The sequence below is a fragment of the Mesorhizobium sp. M0514 genome, from assembly GCF_040321145.1.
Classification (GTDB): Bacteria; Pseudomonadota; Alphaproteobacteria; order Rhizobiales; family Rhizobiaceae; genus Mesorhizobium.
In genome coordinates, this window is sequence record NZ_JAMYQZ010000059.1 from 1 (window position 1) to 16366 (window position 16366).

The following is a 16366-nucleotide window of genomic DNA, read 5'->3' on the forward strand; positions in this document are numbered from 1 at the left end:
CCCTCGGCGCGCACCACGCCACCAAAGTATGCGCCGTCAATCTCGACCTCGCCTTCAAGGGTTTCGTTCTTGGTTTCAGCCGACAGGCTTCGCGCAGCTTGTGAGCCAGCACAAAGGCGGTCTTGTACTGCACGTCCAGATCGCGAGAGAACTGGACCGCCGACATGCCCTTCGCGCCGTTAACAAACAGGCAGATCGCGGCGAGCAGATCGACAAACGACAGCTTGCGCCAAGGCGAAGATCGTGCCCTCGTAACCGAGAACTGCGCCCCCGCAAGCGGCGCACTTGAACTTGCGACGGGTCGGAATGTCGTAATGATCCAGGCACCCGCATTTCCGGCAAACAGGCTCGCCTTGAGTTGAAGCCCAGCGAAGGCGCTTGAACGCGTCGTAAGCCTTTTCCTCGCCACCCTTGTAAATCTCTTTCAGAGAAAGGGAGCGGCTTTCGGCGGAAAGGAGGAAGTGTTGGGCTATTGTCATCATATCCGGTTATATGCGGGCTTGTATCGCCAAATACAGGGGCCTGTACCAAACCGACTGTGATGATATTTTTTGAGGCGAGGCTATGGCAGGCAAGGACGACCCGCAGACCGTCGAATACGAGACGAAAGCCAAGAACCTTTTGAAGTCAGAGTTGAAGCGGAAGGGCGTTACCTATGCCCAACTCGCCGAAAAATTGGCGACTATGGACATCCACGAAACCGAGCGTAATTTGAACAACAAAATAAGCCGGGGGGCTTTAGCGCTGCGTTCTTACTGCAATGCTTAGACGCTATCGGGGCATCCTCATTGCGGCTTTCGGAGTAGTTTTACTCGGGGCGGCTTTACCGCCAGACGAGCGCAAGAGCACTCAGCCCCAACATTCCGAACAGCATCAAGAGACCATAGGCAAACCTGTTGCGGCGAGTCCTCCGCCAGTCCAACAGGCAAATGAACCCCCAAGTTACACTAACCCATGCCAAGCAGGTCACGATGATCGCAGTTCCGATCTGTGTGCCCAGTGGAACGCTGCCGACGCTGCCCAACAGTCGGCGAACTGGACCACCATTGGCGCTATCGTGGGTGCTTTCACGCTCGCCGCTGCTATGGCCGCTGCTTACTACGCCAAAGAGGCTGCTAGGCACACCCAGCGCAGCGCCGACATTGCCGAAAAGGCTTTGCTCGATATCGAGCGCCCGTATTTGTTCGTCACCGCCACCAAACCGTTGGTGGGGGTGACGCACGATTGGGCTGACAAGCCCGACAACAAAAGACCAATTCCGGAAGCGGCATACTCGATTAAGAATTTCGGACGCACTCCTGCCATCATAAACGAGATTCGGGCGAGCCTCCGGCTTTGCAACTTGCCGCCAACTCCGCATTAACATCCCGGAGAAATCAATGACGTTGAACGGGTGCTCGGGGCAGACGATGCTCTTAGCCCTGCAGCTTTTGATCGCGGCGGCCCTATCACAAACAATGTGCTGAATGAGCTTTTCCTGTCCGATACTCACATAGGGGCGGGTTCCCTTCCATATGTATCTGTATGGCGAGATCACTTATACGAGCGTCAACGGGATCACCGACCAATTCGGATTTATCTACCGCTACTCGCCTCCCGGCAATACGTTCCATTTGCAGGACATTCCCGGCTACACCTACCGCCACCGTGACGTGAAGAAACATAAGCAAAACGATGAGTTATCGGCCTTAGACTTGCTCCGAACGCGTAAAAGCGGCCTCGGGCGGTTGCAAGATCGCTACAATGTTTATTTTTGATATCCGCTCGGCAAGGCGCTTTTCGCTTAAGCAACTAGGCGTTCTCACATTGTTTGTTCAAGAACAAGGCGTTACACAACTTGCCTACGAGGCGAAAGCGTCTTAAGTGTCAACGTTTACATACGCGAAAGTGCCTAAACATCCTGCCTGCTGCGGATGGAAAAACGCCGACTGTAAAAGCCCGCCAACCTTTCGGCGGGCGGGCTTCCACTGCCGGAACTGGAGAGTGTCATGTCGACAGCCCCGACAGGTCGGAAAGGGGTCGCTGGTTAGCGGCGCGAGATCAGCAAGCAGAGCCGGCGCAGCTCACGATCATAGGTATCTTCGTTGCTAAGCACTTCGACGCAGCGCTTCTTCATCCGAGTGACCTGGGCGTTCGACATATCGCCGACAACGCTAGCCAGATTCGGGTTGCTCGAAGCGGTCGGGTTGCTGGGGTTGGCGGCTGGATTGGTTCCAACGCCGACATTTACGTCGGTACCGACCCCGGTGACGACACCGACATTGGCGCGGCCGGTGCCGATGGAAGCAGTCGCTCCGCCAGTGCCGCCGACGGAGGCTGCGGCATTTGCCCCAGAACCGCCTAGGGATACGCTAGCCGTAGCGCCGCTGTTGCCGCCCACATTAGCGCTGGCGCCTCCGCTGCCGACGGATACCCCGCCGACGCCTCCGACATTAATTCCAGCTGCAGTCGCTGGCATGCAAAGAATTACGAGAACACATCCGGCAGTCAGACTGCCCGTAAGAATTTCAAAAATTCTTGCCATAGTACGCCTCCTTGTTGCCCTGCAAAGGATGGGACATTTTTTGGGACCTACGGACCCCATAGTGACGCACTAGAGTTGAAAAACAACTTAACGGCCCGCGAAAGATTCGTTCTTGGATCATTACTTGGTAATTCTCAGGAATCAGATATAATAAAATTTTACTTTGGCTCCCTGCGTGATTTTTCCATTTGTCAGATAATATCATTCCCTAAGCACTCCAGGTGCGGTGCAACAAGGTTCAGGGATGACCGTCCGGCGATCAGTAAGCGGCTACTACCGCCGATCGGACATACAACGCTATATTAGCACCTTTTGACGAACCCGACCGGCGGGCCGAGCCAGAATCCCGTCAGCGCAAAACCTGCAAAATCGCTTCCGATGCTCGCCATTGACTAGCACGGAGGAAGTTCTGAGCGCCAAACACGGTGACCATCAACCTACGGCCGCTGGTAACTGTCGACGTCGAGCATTTCGCCTGGTTGAAAGCTATGTGGCGCCGAAGCGGAAGAAAACACTGCAGACCCCGTTTCGTCCGGCCTGCTCAAGATCGCGCAACGTGTCCTTCAACTCCTTGCGCTTGTAGCGATTGATGATGCCGGCTTAGGTTGTGGCGGCATCTAACAAACATTCGACTCGCGCCTGCCATGACGACGACCCGCCGAAGCGAGCATCGCGAGCGCACAGTATTCAAATCCCCCAAGGCGTCCGTCGAGATTTGACAACAGACAGATGGCGCGGCGCGAGCTCTGACGCTGTACGACTGACGCAAGCGGCTCTCAATCCTGGGCGTTGTCCTTGGTCCGTGTGAGGCGGCTTTCGCCTTCCTCCGGGCCGAAGCAGCTTTCGAAATCATTGCAGTCCCGGCAACTGGGGGAGCTGCACAGCGAAAAGCCTTCGGCCTCGCAGAGCTTTCGGTAAAAGTATTTTTTCCATTTCATGTTTTGGGTGTTGCCGGCCGCCAGCGTCGGAAAATGCGAGGCGAGCAGGCGGCCGAGGTCGCTTCGACTAAAAAGACCAAGGTCTTGCCAGAGGTGGTCATTGCGCATGGCACGGCGGGCGATGATCTTGGCGAAGCGGGCGCTTGCCTTGTCGTCGGGCCGGGCATGCGCCAGCAGCAGTCCGCGCAGAAGTTCTTCTTCCAGATCCGGCTCAGGCTCGCTCCCCTCTTCCAAGGCAAACGCGTTGATAGGAAAAGCAGGGAAACAGCGGGACAGGACATCGCGCAACTCGGCGCGCGAAAGTCCGGTTGCCTCCGTCGCCGTCGCCTCGCCGGCCTCGATCTCCTCGAGCGCACGTGAAAGCACACAGGCAAGCACATGCTGGTCGAACCTTCTCTCCAGCTGCGGCCATTGGCCGGTGCTGAGCCGGGCATAATGTTGGGCAAATATGGTGCGTTCTCCTGGTTTCGCCCTATCAAATCATGCAGAGACCCGGCCTGCCGCAACATGGGTCGGGCAGTTCTTCGGTACGGCACTCCGGGTCGCCTCGCGTCGAGTAGTTCGGCAATTCTCGTCTGGTCCATCGGCTCTGGCGCAAATTCTGTGATTCGAAGAGGTTCGCGAACCCCGGCCCTGCCGTTTGCGCCTCACGGGGAACACTGGCGCCGGAATTTGCCCCGCAGAGTTGGACGTGAACCGTGCGGGACAGAGGTCGCGTGCTGAGTGCGGCCACATGGTTCAAGCCGCCAGACTCACGGTTGAATGCCGTCTCATCCAGAGCGTCAGCGAGTGAGTTCCAGCGCACGTTCAGGACAGGATCGCGCGCCTCGTGATGCAGGCAGTTCCTCCCCTTCCGCAACTTCAATGTCACCAGGCAGGATGTAACCGTCATTATCGAGTTTAAAGATGTCCGGCGCTTGCGCCGCGCATCGCGCGTGGCCCTGGCATTTGGCCTTTTGGACGATGATGCGCATGGCGCTGCCTCCATTGTCTGTGCCCGGGCTCGGGGCGGGCCTAAGACCAGTCCAGGATCAAATTTTCGATCCCGAACACATGGCCGCCAGAAGTTATCGGCGCCGTACCCTGCTTGATCCTAAAAGCCGGGATGCGCGCCAGCCACTCCTCCAGGCCAATGACAATCTCGCGCCGGGCAAGGTGTGAGCCAAGGCAACGGTGGGGACCATAGCCAAACGCTGCGTGGCGGTTGTCCTCCCGCTCCAAATCAATCGTGTTGGGGCATTCGAATTCCGCCGGGTCACGATTGGCAATCATCGTGGCGCAGGAAACATAGTCCCCCTTCCGGATCGGCGCGCCTTCGAAGTCGATATCTTTCGTGGCCACGCGGATCAACTGAATGGGCGGATAGGCCCGCAGCAATTCTTCGGTTGCGAGCGGGATGCGGTCCGGTTCGCTCCGCAGCAATTGCTGATCTTTGAGGTTGCGTGCGAGGTACGCCAAGTCAAAGCCTATAGCTGCTGCGACCGTGTCGAGCCCAGCGACGAAGATAAGCACGCCGATGCCGCGGACTTGGGTGTCAGTCAGCCGGCGGCCCTCGACCTGTGCCTGCACTATAAAGGTCATGAAATCGTCAACCGCCTCATCGCGGCGCATGGCTGCAAGTTCGTCGATGAATGCCACGATCGTCCGGGCAGCCACAGGTCGTTCCTTATCGTCGCCGTGGAGCAGATCTTTCCCCCAGCCGACGAATGTATCGAGTCGGTCATCAGGCAACCCCAGAAAGCGAAGAAACGTGCTCACCGCGAAAGGAAAGGCAAAATCCTTCATCACGTCGCAGCTTGTGCGCGACGCGGCGATCCTTTCGATCAGCTCGACCGCCCGTTCGCGGACAGCCGGTTCCAAAGCCAACACCCGCTTTGGCGAAAGCAGCGGATTAAGCAGTGAGCGAAAGACGCCATGGGCCGGTGGATCGAGCTCAAGCGGGATCGTCGGCCAGTTCTCACCCAGTATGGAGGAGAAGATGCTGCGATGGCTGGAAAAAGTCTCTGCGTCCTGCAGCACCTTCCGCTGGTCCGCGGCACGGGTGATGACCCAGGTACCCCGGCCATCTTGCGTGTTGTAGCGGGAGTAAAAGATCGGAGGCCCGTCATGTACGCAAGCGACAGCTGCGTGTGGATCCCCGTTGGGTGTTGGTGGCATCCCTGGCGATGTAAACAGGCTGAAGTCCCTCACCATTTCGGGCGGGACATGATCTGGAACGGGGTTGGTCGCCATTTTGTTTTCTCTACATTGGCGTTCATGGCTCAATTGAGATTGCACCGCTGTTCATAAAGTCGATTTCCAGCATGGGCACGTCTCTTGTCGGGCGCCTTCTAGATTCTGTCGCCTGATACAGCCCACCTGCACCAGCGCGGATGAGATGGGTTGCGAAGTCGATCAGAGGGGCATCTCCGCCGCGCTCCGGTCATGAAGCAAAGCGGCCGCTTCCCCGTTAGGGTTGAGAGACTGGTCAATCACCTCTGCCCTGCTGATCAAATTGTCGAAGCAAGTCGCGTGCCGGATAGGGTAGCCATGGCGGTGCACCAAGCAATGCCAGCCTGCGCTGGGTCTGCCGCTGATGATCACCTGTCCATCATTCTTATGACAACGTCCGACAACCGACATCCGTGGTCGGTTTTGTCGAGCCCGCGACATCGGGCTGTTCGGCTTGGCTGTTGCTGCACAGCCTGCCGGTCGACGAGCGAGTAGATCGCTCGCACGGCCCGGATTGAGCAATGACGCGATCCAGCGCAAGGATCGGGTGCGGTCCGAGAAGACCCGACGGCGCTTGCGCGAGACGATCGGAAATATCAAAAAGGTCAAGCCGCGCTTCGGTTCGGCGCTGATGGCGTATGCGTTTTATCGCTCGCAGGCGCTGCAAGGCTTTTCCGGCAGACGGCGATGCACTCGTGCGCACCGGTGCCGACCGGCGACCAGCTTGACTGTATAGATGCGGTCCATTCCGGCGTGCATCACCTGACCATGCGCATGCGCTACGACGGCATCCTTTCCGCTCATGGACCTAGATTTGCTCGCGAGCCGCTGTCGGAACGTGGTGCTGAGTCCTATCGCGGCCAATTCAATCCGAGGACCTGTCGGCAGTCAACACACCCCTGGAGGTCGGACCGGGAACGCGTGGCAGACTCTCGGCCAGAAACCGCCAGTCGCTGCCCTCGCGTTCGCCTTCCTTGCGCGTGCCGAAGAACTGGATGATCATCTTGCCGTCCGCGCCATAGGCTTCAATGGACGTAACGTGACCATCCCTCGTCGGCTTGCGCACGGCCCAGACCTCGCGGATGCGATGGGTCCTAAGATGCAGATGGAAGGTCTCTTCGAGCACATTGATCCGCGGCCCGATCTGCTTGACCGACCTGATCGGGCCGGAATGGATCTGAATGCAACCACGATTGCCGACAAAGCACATGATCGGCATCTCGTCTTCGGCCGCCTGTTGGAACAGGGCGCCAATGGCATCATTGTCGAGTAGCCAGGCGTCATCCTCGTCGGCCATACGCATCGCCTGGCAGCGGCTGAGCTTCAGTGTCTTCAACATATGGTAGAACTGATGCACGTCGCTTAGCCGGCCCCAGTGCTCGCGTAGGTCGTCGACCGTGGTGGCGTGGTCTGGACTCACTGCGTTATCGCGCGCCCCGCTCGCCTCGAGCGATATGATCGGCTCCTGGTCGGGGGATACAAGCTCTGCCGTCAGATCCTGATAGGCCTGCAGGTTCGAGGCGGGCGTGAGATGAGCTTTGTGCATCGCCTCGCCGGTGGCATCAAAGAATTGCAGGCTGCGGCGGATCTCGGCCCCCTCGCGCTTCTCGACGGCGAAGCCATACGCCCACGCTTTCGGGAAGATGCGCAGGTCGATCTCGTCGCCGAGCAGTATGGCATGCTGGTTGCCGGTGACCACTTTGCCGTAGACGCCAATCTTTTGGTGCACGGCACTTTCGTTGCTGGTGACCGCCATCACCTCGCCGACCGCTTCGAGGCCGGTCAGCAGATCATCGACGCGCGGCTCGATGCGCACCGCGCCGTGACCACAATGCGCCGCGACCAACTCGGCTTCCGAAATGCCCAATCGAGCGGCGAGATCATGCTCCCGGATCTTCGGATTGTCTTTGCACGCCCGCCGGATTTCGTCGGGCGACGGTTTCTCGCGTTGGTCCATGCTTACCCCTGTTTCTACGACGTGTGAGGATCATCTGCCCTGCCCGGGAACCTTCAGCCGATAAGGCGCGCCGAAATGCTCGATCCTGATCTGCTGCTGGCCCATGAACAAGGTGTCGCTGGACAGCGTGCGCACGGCGTCGCACCGATGCGAAAACCGGCGAGCAGCCACATGCCGATGGCATCCCATCGAGCCGGTCGGCGGCTACTGGGCGGTGGTGAGCCAGTATGGAGGTTGTCGCAATCGGCCAAGCGGGCATTCGGATGCCACGAGCGGCGCTGCTTTGCCAACAACGCGTATCTGCCCACGGTCCTGACATGTTACTCCCTTGCTTCGCCCCATCCATCGCGATGGCACCCACGGCATGGTTGTGGATCGGCATGCTCTTGCCGTCTCGCCAAACGGAGCTTCAAAAACCGTGCCAATTGCGCCGAGGCAAGCTCAGAAGAAGTTCTGTATTTGGTGATGTGAGTTCAACCAAGAACTCAGGCCCAACATCCCTCGTGGCGGACCCGACAAACCCGACAGCACGTGTCGATTGGCCGACACCTTCTCAGCAATGCACTCACAAGAAGCACCAGTGTGAGAGATGCCGCGCTGTGTTGAAACGTTTTTTGGCTTTGGCACGGTGCATGCGACGTGATGGGCAAGCAGGTCCCGGACTGAGGAGAATGGAGCCATGATTACGCTCACCGACAACGCTGTTGCCGCCTTCAAGACTGCTCTTTCCCGCGCCAGCGAGCCGGCGGACGGCTTTCGCATTATGGTCGAGGCCGGCGGCTGCGCCGGCTTCAAATACTTAATGGGCCTGGAGAGCGTGTCGCGCGAGGGCGACGCGATCACTGACACAGATGGGGTCAAGCTGTTCGTGGACGCGGGTTCCCAACCCCATGTAGCCGGCATGACCGTCGACTTCCTCACCGGGCTCCAATCTTCCGGTTTTGTCTTCGATAACCCCAATGCGCGCGAAAAGTGCGGCTGCGGCAAGTCGTTCAGTTAAACGCCCGAAGCGCCTGTGCGGCCGACAGAGTGATTTTGCGGCAGAGGAGACTTATATGGCCGGCACAACAGATGTCCCCGTCCTAAAAAACAAGACAAGGTCAAAGCCGATCTCGGGACCGCCATTCGCTCCCAGTAAGATTCAAAGAACGTCGCCTCCCGAAGCAGCTCGGTTCCTGGTGGCACCCGAGCTGCTTGCGGACAAATCGCGCCGCTGCGCCAAATTCGGCTCATCGGTAGCGTTATCGCGTTCGGGCGTCCTTACCTGCGGGCTGACCTACGGCTACTGCGAACATGTCGATATCGACGGAGATCCGGTTTACGTCAAACACTCCGGGCGCCTGCGCGCGCTGCCAGTTCAAATGATCATCAACGGCATGCGCCAGAGGCTCAACGAGTCGGTCTAGCGCTCGCGTCATTCTGTTTAACTGAGGATCGCACCTATGAAGCCTGTCTACCTCGACAACAACGCAACCACACGGGTCGATCCTGAGGTCGTGCAAGCGATGTTGCCGTTCTTTAGGGATCAATTCGGCAACCCTTCGTCGGCACACGCTCTTGGCGCCTCAGTCAGTGCGGCGGTGAGAAAGGCGCGGAGGCAGTTGCAAGCGCTGATCGGCGCGGAGTTCGAGGATGAGATCACTTTCACCTCGGGTGGGACAGAAAGCGACAATGCAGCGCTTCTTTCAGCGCTCGAGGCGGCGCCCAACCGAACCGAGATCGTGACGTCCGCGGTCGAGCATCCCGCCGTGCTGACGCTCTGCGCGCATCTTGAGAAGACCCGCCGCCTCAAGGTGCACAGGATCCCGGTGGATTGCCGTGGTCGGCTCGATCTCGACGCCTATATGGCCGCCCTCACCCCACAGGTTGCAATCGTGTCAATAATGTGGGCGAACAACGAGACTGGTGTGATCTTCCCCGTGGCAAGGCTTTCCGAGTTGGCCAAGGAAGTGGGCGCCCTATTCCATACCGATGCTGTGCAGGCGGTCGGCAAGCTTCCGATGGACCTGAAGTCGACCGCAATCGACATGCTGTCGCTCTCCGGCCACAAGCTGCACGGGCCGAAAGGGATCGGTGCGCTTTTCGTAAAACGTGGCGTCGATTTCCATTCGCTGATCAAGGGGGGTCACCAAGAGCACAACCGGCGTGCTGGCACCGAGAATACGCCTGGCATAGCCGGGCTCGGCACGGCGGCCGAACTCGCCTTGAAATTCATGGACGACGAGACCACACGGGTAAAGTCGCTCCGCGATCGCCTGGAGGGCGGGATCCTCCAGCGCATCCCAAGCACCTGTGTCACTGGTGATCCCTTGCAACGGTTGCCCAACACCGCAAACATCTCCTTCGAACATGTCGAAAGTGATGGAATTCCACTTCTCCTCAGCCGCATTGGCATCGCGTGTTCCTCTGGCTCGGCCTGCACCTCCGGCTCTCTGGAACCAAGCCATGTCCTAAGCGCGATGAAAACGCCACACGCGGCAGTCCGCTTCTCCTTGGCGCGGGACAACAGCGAAGAGGACATCGACCGGGTGCTCGAGGTCATGCCGGGAATCGTGGGGAAGCTGCGCAGCTTTTCCGGTTCTGGGCCGGGTAGTCCGGTCTATGCGTGAGCCGCAGAAGAACAGGCTGCCTGTCATGACCGGTCATGTCTCCCTCAACGATACGACCTTGCGCGATGGCGAGCAGGCGCCGGGCGTCGCCTTCACCACGACGGAAAAGCTGGAGATCGCTGAGTCTCTTGCGGCGGCTGGCGTGACAGAGATCGAGATCGGCACGCCGGTCATGGGCGTCGACGAGATGGAAACAATTCGCGCCGTGGTAGCGCGGCGTCTTCCGGTTCGGCTCATGGCCTGGTGCCGGATGACGTCGTTGGATCTCGATGCAGCGATCGAGAGCGGCGTCCAAGCGGTCAATTTGTCGCTGCCTGCGTCGGACATCCAACTTGCCGCCAAGCTCGGCCTCGATAAGGCGGGAGCGCTCCAGGTCATCGATCATATGGTCAGGCGCGCCGCCGATGCCGGCTTCTTCGTCGCGGTGGGCTGCGAGGATGCCTCGCGGGCCAATCGGGATCATCTCGCCCGCGTCATCGAGACGGCCGCACGCGCCGGCGCAAGCCGCGTGAGGCTGGCCGACACAGTCGGTGTTCTCGACCCGTTTTCGACCTTCGAACTTGTCGCCCAGCTCGTGGTGCAGTCTCCAATTGACCTTGAATTTCATGCGCACAACGATCTCGGACTTGCTGGCGCCAACACGCTGGCGGCGATCCGCGCAGGCGCGCGCCATGCCTCCGTCACCGTCCTGGGGCTCGGCGAGCGTGCGGGCAATGCCGCGCTGGAGGAGGTGGCCGCCGCAATGGCAGTCTTCGACGGCGCAGACACCGGCATTGAGCTGACCGCATTGCCCGGCCTCGCCGCCCAGGTGGCTTGGGCCGCCCGCCGGCAGACCGCAGCCACTAAGCCGGTCGTCGGCGCCGATGTTTTCACCCACGAATCCGGCATTCACGTCGCAGGGCTGCTGAAGGACTCGCGTACTTATCAGGGGCTCGATCCGACTCTCGTGGGCCGCTGCCGGCGGATCGTCATCGGCAAGCATTCCGGCGCCACTGCGATTGCCCATGTGCTGAGCGAAAGCGGTCGCGATCTCGACCCGGATCTGGCAGCCGCGATGGTGGCCCGCGTCCGACGCGAGGCGGCCGAGACCAAATCGACCGTCACTGCAACTCGACTGGTCGAGCTCTACGATGGAATGTGCAGCGAGGCATCCCTCATCGAGCTGTGCGGGTCCAAGTCAGCCGTGCGCGAGCGCACAGAGGCCACAGTTTTGCGACCAGGAAGAATGCAATGAATTGTTCCGCTGACAGCCGCCCCATGGATGTCACCGACATCCTCGCACGACTGAAGCGCTTGTCGGCTGCAGAGGAATTCTTCTCAGTCCTAGGCGTCGCCTATGACCCGAAGGTACTGAATGTCTCGCGGCTCCATATCATGAAGCGTGTGGGCCAATACCTCGCCGAAGAAGATTTCTCCGGTCTGCCCGACCAGGTGATTGCCGCGAGGGTGCGCGCGACGCTCGAACGAGCTTACGAGGACTTTGCGATTTCCTCGCCGCTCACGCATCGGATTTTCAAGGTGCTCAAGGACCACGATCCGAACAAACCTGCCGCGCCGGGTCACACCTTTGTTCCGTTCGACTCGGTACTGAAGCGGTTCGGACGGGAATGATCGGCGACAAGGGTGCGACGCGACAATGTCGAGCAGCCGCCAAATGCGGTCATCACCACAGCGCCGTCAGAAGCAACCAGCCGAAGTTGTAGGAAAGGGGGAGCGCAAGAGACTTGGCACGAATAATGCGGACAAAGGAGATAACCGCAATGCCGGACCCGGACAGGAGCCTAGAGGAACCGCCAATGCACATCGTAATCTGCATCAAGCAGGTGCCGGACTCGGCACAGATAAGGGTCCATCCGGTCACGAACACGATCATGCGCCAGGGTGTTCCGACCATCATCAACCCTTACGACCTGTTCGCCCTCGAAGAAGCGCTCAGACTGCGCGACGCACATGGCGGCGAAGTCACTGTGCTCACCATGGGTCCGCCCATGGCAGAGGACGCGCTGCGCAAGGCGCTCGGTTACGGCGCCGACCGAGCGGTGCTCTTGACCGACCGCTATTTTGCCGGCTCCGACACGCTGGCAACCTCGTTCGCCCTTTCCCAGGCAATCGCGAAGATTGGCGAGACGTTCGGCACGCCAGACCTCGTCTTCACCGGCAAGCAGACGATCGATGGCGACACCGCCCAGGTCGGGCCCGGCATCGCCAAGCGCCTCGGACTCCTGCAACTGACCTATGTCGCGAAGATCCCTTCTGTCGACCTTGCTGCACGCGAGATCAAGGTCGAGCGCCGTTCCGAAGGCGGCACACAGATGCTGAAGAGCAGGCTCCCTTGCCTCATCACCATGCTGGAAGGCACAAACGAGATCCGCCGGGGCTCGATCCAGGACGCCTTGTGCGCCGCGCGCAGCCAGGTCTTGAAATGGAGCGCGGCCGACGCCGGCATTGAGGATCTCACCAAATGCGGCCTGCGCGGTTCACCGACGGTCGTCAAACGTGTTTTCGCCCCTCCTGCTCGAGCTGAAAAGGCGGCACAAATCGACACCGCCGAGAAGGCCTTGCGCGATGTCGCTGACGAACTCATCACCGCAATCTTCACCCGCCAGCCGGCGCTGGAACATGAGCTCGCCTTTAACGGCGGCGCGTGACGGCAAGGAGCAAAACGATGTCGACCGCGAACGGAGAAACCCCTCGCCCTGCCGCCGGCCGCGCCGGCATAAAGAAGGAATTGCCCGCCCATTTCAAGGACTATCGGCACGTTTGGGTTTTCATCGAGCTCGAACGTGGCGAGGTCCATCCGGTATCATTCGAACTGCTCGGCGAAGGCCGCAACTTAGCAGACAAGCTTCAGGTCCAGCTTGCAGGCGTCGTGCTTGGACCGCCGGGAGAGGCCGTCGGGAACGCCGTTGCCGAAGCATTCGCGTATGGCGCTGACCTTGTCTACATCGCCGAGGCGCCCCTGCTCGCCGACTATCGGAATGAACCTTTCACCAAGGCGCTGACGGATCTGGTCGATACCCACAAACCCGAAATCCTTCTTCTCGGTGCCACCACACTGGGCAGGGATCTTGCCGGCTCCGTGGCGACGACCTTGCAGACGGGGCTCACGGCCGACTGCACCGAACTCGATGTGGATACCGACAGTTCGCTCGCCGCCACGCGTCCGACTTTCGGCGGTTCCTTGTTGTGCACGATCTATACGCTCAATTTCCGCCCGCAGATGGCGACCGTGCGGCCGAGGGTCATGCCCATGCCGCAGCGGACGGATAAACCGGTCGGGCGTGTCATCCGGCACAAGCTTTCGCTTGCCGAGGACGAGATCGCTACCAAAGTCCTCGGCTTCCTGCCGGACAATCAGTCGGCGAAGGCAAACCTTGCCTATGCCGACGTCGTGGTTGCGGGAGGCCTTGGTCTTGGCGCGGCGGAGAACCTGCAGCTTGTGAAGAACCTCGCACGAGCAATCGGCGCCGAGCACGGCTGTTCGCGTCCGTTGGTCCAGAAGAGCTGGATGCCAGCTGATCGGCAGATCGGCCAAACTGGCAAGACGATCCGGCCGAAGCTTTACATAGCGGCCGGGATTTCCGGCGCCGTCCAGCATCGGGTTGGCGTGGAGGGGGCGGATCTCATCGTGGCCATCAACACCGACCCGAACGCGCCGATTTTCGATTTCGCTCACCTCGGAATCGTCACCGACGCGATCCGCTTCCTGCCCGCACTGACGGAAGCCTTCACCCGGCGGCTGTCGCCCCACAGTCGCGATAAGCTTTCGAGCTAAGGGGATGGACATGATCGAGGAAAACTTCGACGCCATTGTTGTTGGGGCAGGCATGTCCGGAAACGCAGCTGCTTACACCATGGCCAGCCATGGCCTGAAGGTGCTGCAGTTGGAGCGGGGTGAATATCCGGGCTCCAAGAATGTCCAGGGTGCCATCATGTACGCGAACATGCTGGAGAAGATCATCCCGGATTTCCGGGATGATGCGCCTCTCGAGCGGCATTTGGTTGAACAGCGGCTTTGGGTGATGGACGACACATCCCATACAGGGATTCACTATAGGTCGGACGACTTCAATGAGGCGAAGCCCAACCGGTACACGATCATCCGTGCCCAGTTCGATAAATGGTTTTCGCGTAAGGTGCGCGCGGCCGGCGCGACCGTTCTGTGCGAGACGACCGTGACGGAACTCATCCGTGATGCCAATGACAGGGTGATCGGCGTCCGCACAGACCGGGCGGGCGGAGCCATCTACGCGGACGTGGTCGTTCTCGCAGAAGGTGTCTGCGGACTGCTTGGCACTCGAGCCGGCCTGCGCGAGATGCCAAAGCCGCAAACCGTGGCCCTCGCCGTCAAGGAAATGCATTTCTTGCCCGAAGAGGTCATTGAGCAGCGGTTCGGCGTAAAGGGCGATGAGGGCTGCGTGATCGAGGCGGTGGGCACGACCTCCCGCAGCATGGCCGGGCTCGGCTTCCTCTATACCAACAAGGAGTCCATCTCACTGGGCATTGGCTGCCTCGTCTCCGATTTTGCCGCGATGGTCGAGAGCCCCTACGTTCTCCTTGATGCCTTGAAGAGCCATCCTTCGATCCGGCCGCTGATCGCCGGCTCGGAAGTGAAAGAATATTCCGCACACCTCATTCCCGAAGGCGGCTACAAGGCTATTCCGCAGCTCTTTGGCGATGGTTGGGTCGTGGTCGGCGATGCCGCGCAACTGAACAACGCCATTCACCGCGAGGGTTCGAACCTCGCCATGACCTCCGGCCGCATTGCGGCTGAGGCAATCGTCGAGGTCAAGAGCCGCAACGGTCCGATGAACAAACGGAATCTCGCCCTTTACAAAGCCATGCTGGACAAGTCCTTCGTGGTCAAGGACCTGAGGAAATACAAAGACATGCCGGCCTTGCTCCACACCAATTCATGCAATTATTTCACGACTTATCCGCGGTTGATGTCGCAAGCTGCGCAGAACTTCATGCGTGTCGACGGCACGCCGAAGATCGAGAAGGAAAAGGCGACCACGGCGGCCTTCATCAAGGCGCGCTCGCGCTGGGGGCTGGTCAGCGACGCGGTCCGCCTTGCATTGGCGTGGCGCTGAGGGGAGACGAAATGACCAGCGCAGCGACGAAGTCACGTGTCGAGGACAAGCTTTACCAGAACCGCTACTTGGTGGATTCCGGCCGCCCGCACATCAAAGTGCGACCGCACCAGAAGCCGAGCGCGAATTTGCTCGCGCTGACCCACGTCTGCCCGGCGAAATGTTATGAGTTGAACGACAAGGGTCAAGTGGAGATCACTGCCGACGGCTGCATGGAGTGCGGCACCTGCCGGATTTTGTGCGGGACGACTGGTGAGATCGAGTGGAACTATCCACGCGGCGGTTTCGGAATCCTCTTTAAATTCGGATGACCGGCGCACGCATGCCCTAAGCAGATACCGCGCTCAGGGACTCTACGATATGTGAAGGTGCTGACCGCGCCAAGCGAGCTGGAGATTACGCTCGCCATACGCTGGGCAATTGTCGTGAACGTCCTGCCCACGTTTCTGCAGACGGGTGATGGAGAAGTCGTCGTCTGGACGCTGAAGGAGAGCCGGAGATTGCCGCCACTGCCGGCAACACCCACGCACCTCAATCAGGCACTCGCCGCCTCATACCACAGGCTGTACCAGATCGAGCGGATTGCGGCTGCCGGCCAGTCGCATCGGCGCCTCCGCAGCAAGGTATCTCCCCCTACGGCCGGCGTCCGAACCATGCCGCTTGTCGCCCGCATCTGACGGAACGCTAGTGGCTGATCGACGCGATTGACAAGGCCGGTTGGGTTTTGCCAGGGCGGCTCGTATCCCTGGCCTCACGCCCTGGATAATCGGCTACGCCCTGCGCCGGCATGGTATCAAGGTTAAGAAATTCGGGACGTCGTGATGACGTCAAGCGTAAGCAGCCCGGAGTGGTCTCGCTCACACTCTGCGCGCCCGAGGCTGCTAGCCTCGCGACCCTATTTGCCTGTCCACTGTCGTAAGCCCGACAGGTGTGTCGGAGCAATCCGAAGGAATGTGACACGGGAAGCCTATTCATGAACCGAAACAGCTCTTTGGGCTGGCATAGCTCTTGCGCTTTGAACTGCGACATCACGC

The 16366-nt window shown here is 59.9% G+C and carries 19 protein-coding genes and 1 pseudogene; 13 read left to right on the forward strand and 7 right to left on the reverse strand.

The genetic code is table 11. The features are described 5' to 3' along the window. Positions 1–473, reverse strand: a pseudogene (locus NKI61_RS22075) (transposase); the annotation flags it as partial. Positions 474–564: 91 nt separating this feature from the next. Here NKI61_RS22075 and NKI61_RS22080 point away from each other — a divergent pair. From NKI61_RS22080 to NKI61_RS22090, 3 genes are all read left to right on the forward strand, one after another. Beyond that, positions 565–768 (forward strand): DUF6471 domain-containing protein, encoded by a 204-nt coding sequence (locus NKI61_RS22080; protein WP_023731283.1) that lies wholly within the window; start codon positions 565–567, stop codon positions 766–768. Positions 769–1057: 289 nt separating this feature from the next. Beyond that, complete coding sequence (locus NKI61_RS22085; RefSeq protein ID WP_352840808.1) at positions 1058–1363, forward strand: hypothetical protein; 306 nt, start codon at positions 1058–1060, stop codon at positions 1361–1363. Between the two features lie 151 nt (positions 1364–1514). Continuing rightward, complete coding sequence (locus NKI61_RS22090; RefSeq protein ID WP_352543328.1) at positions 1515–1757, forward strand: hypothetical protein; 243 nt, start codon at positions 1515–1517, stop codon at positions 1755–1757. Positions 1758–2026: 269 nt separating this feature from the next. On the opposite strand, the gene NKI61_RS22095 is transcribed toward NKI61_RS22090, so the two are convergent. The 6 genes from NKI61_RS22095 to hemP form a co-directional block, all read right to left on the reverse strand. Next, a complete protein-coding gene (locus NKI61_RS22095) occupies positions 2027–2524 on the reverse strand; it encodes a hypothetical protein (RefSeq protein ID WP_023706369.1) in 498 nt (165 codons plus the stop codon). Positions 2525–3300: 776 nt separating this feature from the next. Further along, positions 3301–3912, reverse strand: coding sequence for a nitrogen fixation protein NifQ (locus NKI61_RS22100; protein ID WP_023687343.1), 612 nt, complete (start codon positions 3910–3912; stop codon positions 3301–3303). 332 nt (positions 3913–4244) lie between these two features. After that, positions 4245–4436 carry a ferredoxin gene (locus NKI61_RS22105; protein ID WP_081725572.1) on the reverse strand — a complete coding sequence of 64 codons (192 nt, stop codon included), beginning with the start codon at positions 4434–4436 and terminating at the stop codon, positions 4245–4247. A gap of 40 nt (positions 4437–4476) precedes the next feature. Continuing rightward, a complete protein-coding gene (locus NKI61_RS22110) occupies positions 4477–5694 on the reverse strand; it encodes a cytochrome P450 (RefSeq protein ID WP_352840809.1) in 1218 nt (405 codons plus the stop codon). Between the two features lie 844 nt (positions 5695–6538). After that, the gene (locus NKI61_RS22115; RefSeq protein WP_023672205.1) at positions 6539–7630 is read right to left on the reverse strand and encodes a hemin-degrading factor; all 1092 of its coding nucleotides are present in this window, start codon (positions 7628–7630) and stop codon (positions 6539–6541) included. A gap of 30 nt (positions 7631–7660) precedes the next feature. After that, positions 7661–7765 carry a hemin uptake protein HemP gene (gene hemP / locus NKI61_RS22120; protein ID WP_023672206.1) on the reverse strand — a complete coding sequence of 35 codons (105 nt, stop codon included), beginning with the start codon at positions 7763–7765 and terminating at the stop codon, positions 7661–7663. A gap of 544 nt (positions 7766–8309) precedes the next feature. Between hemP and NKI61_RS22125 the strand changes: the two genes are divergently transcribed. The 10 genes from NKI61_RS22125 to NKI61_RS22170 all read left to right on the forward strand — a co-directional run bounded on the left by NKI61_RS22125 (position 8310) and on the right by NKI61_RS22170 (position 16009). Next, entirely contained in the window at positions 8310–8630 is a 321-nt protein-coding gene (locus tag NKI61_RS22125; protein WP_023698282.1) for a HesB/IscA family protein, read from the forward strand. A 55-nt stretch (positions 8631–8685) separates the two neighbouring features. After that, a complete protein-coding gene (locus NKI61_RS22130; RefSeq protein WP_352840811.1) occupies positions 8686–9036 on the forward strand; it encodes a hypothetical protein in 351 nt (116 codons plus the stop codon). A 36-nt stretch (positions 9037–9072) separates the two neighbouring features. Further along, positions 9073–10239: a cysteine desulfurase NifS gene (gene nifS, locus NKI61_RS22135; RefSeq protein ID WP_023685015.1), complete on the forward strand. Its 1167-nt coding sequence runs from the start codon at positions 9073–9075 to the stop codon at positions 10237–10239. 25 nt (positions 10240–10264) lie between these two features. Next, positions 10265–11473, forward strand: a complete 1209-nt coding sequence (gene nifV / locus NKI61_RS22140; protein ID WP_023727119.1) for a homocitrate synthase — start codon at positions 10265–10267, stop codon at positions 11471–11473. After that, on the forward strand, positions 11470–11850 hold the full coding sequence (gene nifW, locus NKI61_RS22145) for a nitrogenase stabilizing/protective protein NifW (protein WP_023687348.1): 381 nt from the start codon (positions 11470–11472) through the stop codon (positions 11848–11850). Before nifV ends, nifW begins: the two co-directional genes overlap by 4 nt. Positions 11851–12035: 185 nt before the next feature. After that, positions 12036–12887, forward strand: coding sequence for an electron transfer flavoprotein subunit beta/FixA family protein (locus tag NKI61_RS22150; RefSeq protein ID WP_023672212.1), 852 nt, complete (start codon positions 12036–12038; stop codon positions 12885–12887). 17 nt (positions 12888–12904) lie between these two features. After that, positions 12905–14014 carry an electron transfer flavoprotein subunit alpha/FixB family protein gene (locus NKI61_RS22155; protein WP_023685019.1) on the forward strand — a complete coding sequence of 370 codons (1110 nt, stop codon included), beginning with the start codon at positions 12905–12907 and terminating at the stop codon, positions 14012–14014. Positions 14015–14024: 10 nt separating this feature from the next. After that, entirely contained in the window at positions 14025–15332 is a 1308-nt protein-coding gene (locus NKI61_RS22160) for an FAD-binding protein (protein WP_023712672.1), read from the forward strand. Between the two features lie 11 nt (positions 15333–15343). Beyond that, complete coding sequence (locus NKI61_RS22165; RefSeq protein ID WP_023806340.1) at positions 15344–15643, forward strand: ferredoxin family protein; 300 nt, start codon at positions 15344–15346, stop codon at positions 15641–15643. A gap of 51 nt (positions 15644–15694) precedes the next feature. Further along, the gene (locus NKI61_RS22170; protein ID WP_352840813.1) at positions 15695–16009 is read left to right on the forward strand and encodes a hypothetical protein; all 315 of its coding nucleotides are present in this window, start codon (positions 15695–15697) and stop codon (positions 16007–16009) included. Positions 16010–16366 lie beyond the last annotated feature (357 nt).

Excerpts from the sequence above, each read along its gene's own strand:
- NKI61_RS22095 (WP_023706369.1), bottom strand. The coding sequence starts at position 2,524 with ATGGCAAGAATTTTTGAAATTCTTACGGGCAGTCTGACTGCCGGATGT.
- nifW (WP_023687348.1), top strand. The coding sequence starts at position 11,470 with ATGAATTGTTCCGCTGACAGCCGCCCCATGGATGTCACCGACATCCTC.
- nifV (WP_023727119.1), top strand. The coding sequence starts at position 10,265 with ATGACCGGTCATGTCTCCCTCAACGATACGACCTTGCGCGATGGCGAG.
- NKI61_RS22165 (WP_023806340.1), top strand. The coding sequence starts at position 15,344 with ATGACCAGCGCAGCGACGAAGTCACGTGTCGAGGACAAGCTTTACCAG.
- nifS (WP_023685015.1), top strand. The coding sequence starts at position 9,073 with ATGAAGCCTGTCTACCTCGACAACAACGCAACCACACGGGTCGATCCT.
- NKI61_RS22115 (WP_023672205.1), bottom strand. The coding sequence starts at position 7,630 with ATGGACCAACGCGAGAAACCGTCGCCCGACGAAATCCGGCGGGCGTGC.
- NKI61_RS22125 (WP_023698282.1), top strand. The coding sequence starts at position 8,310 with ATGATTACGCTCACCGACAACGCTGTTGCCGCCTTCAAGACTGCTCTT.
- NKI61_RS22090 (WP_352543328.1), top strand. The coding sequence starts at position 1,515 with ATGTATCTGTATGGCGAGATCACTTATACGAGCGTCAACGGGATCACC.
- NKI61_RS22155 (WP_023685019.1), top strand. The coding sequence starts at position 12,905 with ATGTCGACCGCGAACGGAGAAACCCCTCGCCCTGCCGCCGGCCGCGCC.
- NKI61_RS22105 (WP_081725572.1), bottom strand. The coding sequence starts at position 4,436 with ATGCGCATCATCGTCCAAAAGGCCAAATGCCAGGGCCACGCGCGATGC.
- NKI61_RS22150 (WP_023672212.1), top strand. The coding sequence starts at position 12,036 with ATGCACATCGTAATCTGCATCAAGCAGGTGCCGGACTCGGCACAGATA.
- NKI61_RS22110 (WP_352840809.1), bottom strand. The coding sequence starts at position 5,694 with ATGGCGACCAACCCCGTTCCAGATCATGTCCCGCCCGAAATGGTGAGG.
- NKI61_RS22160 (WP_023712672.1), top strand. The coding sequence starts at position 14,025 with ATGATCGAGGAAAACTTCGACGCCATTGTTGTTGGGGCAGGCATGTCC.
- NKI61_RS22130 (WP_352840811.1), top strand. The coding sequence starts at position 8,686 with ATGGCCGGCACAACAGATGTCCCCGTCCTAAAAAACAAGACAAGGTCA.
- NKI61_RS22080 (WP_023731283.1), top strand. The coding sequence starts at position 565 with ATGGCAGGCAAGGACGACCCGCAGACCGTCGAATACGAGACGAAAGCC.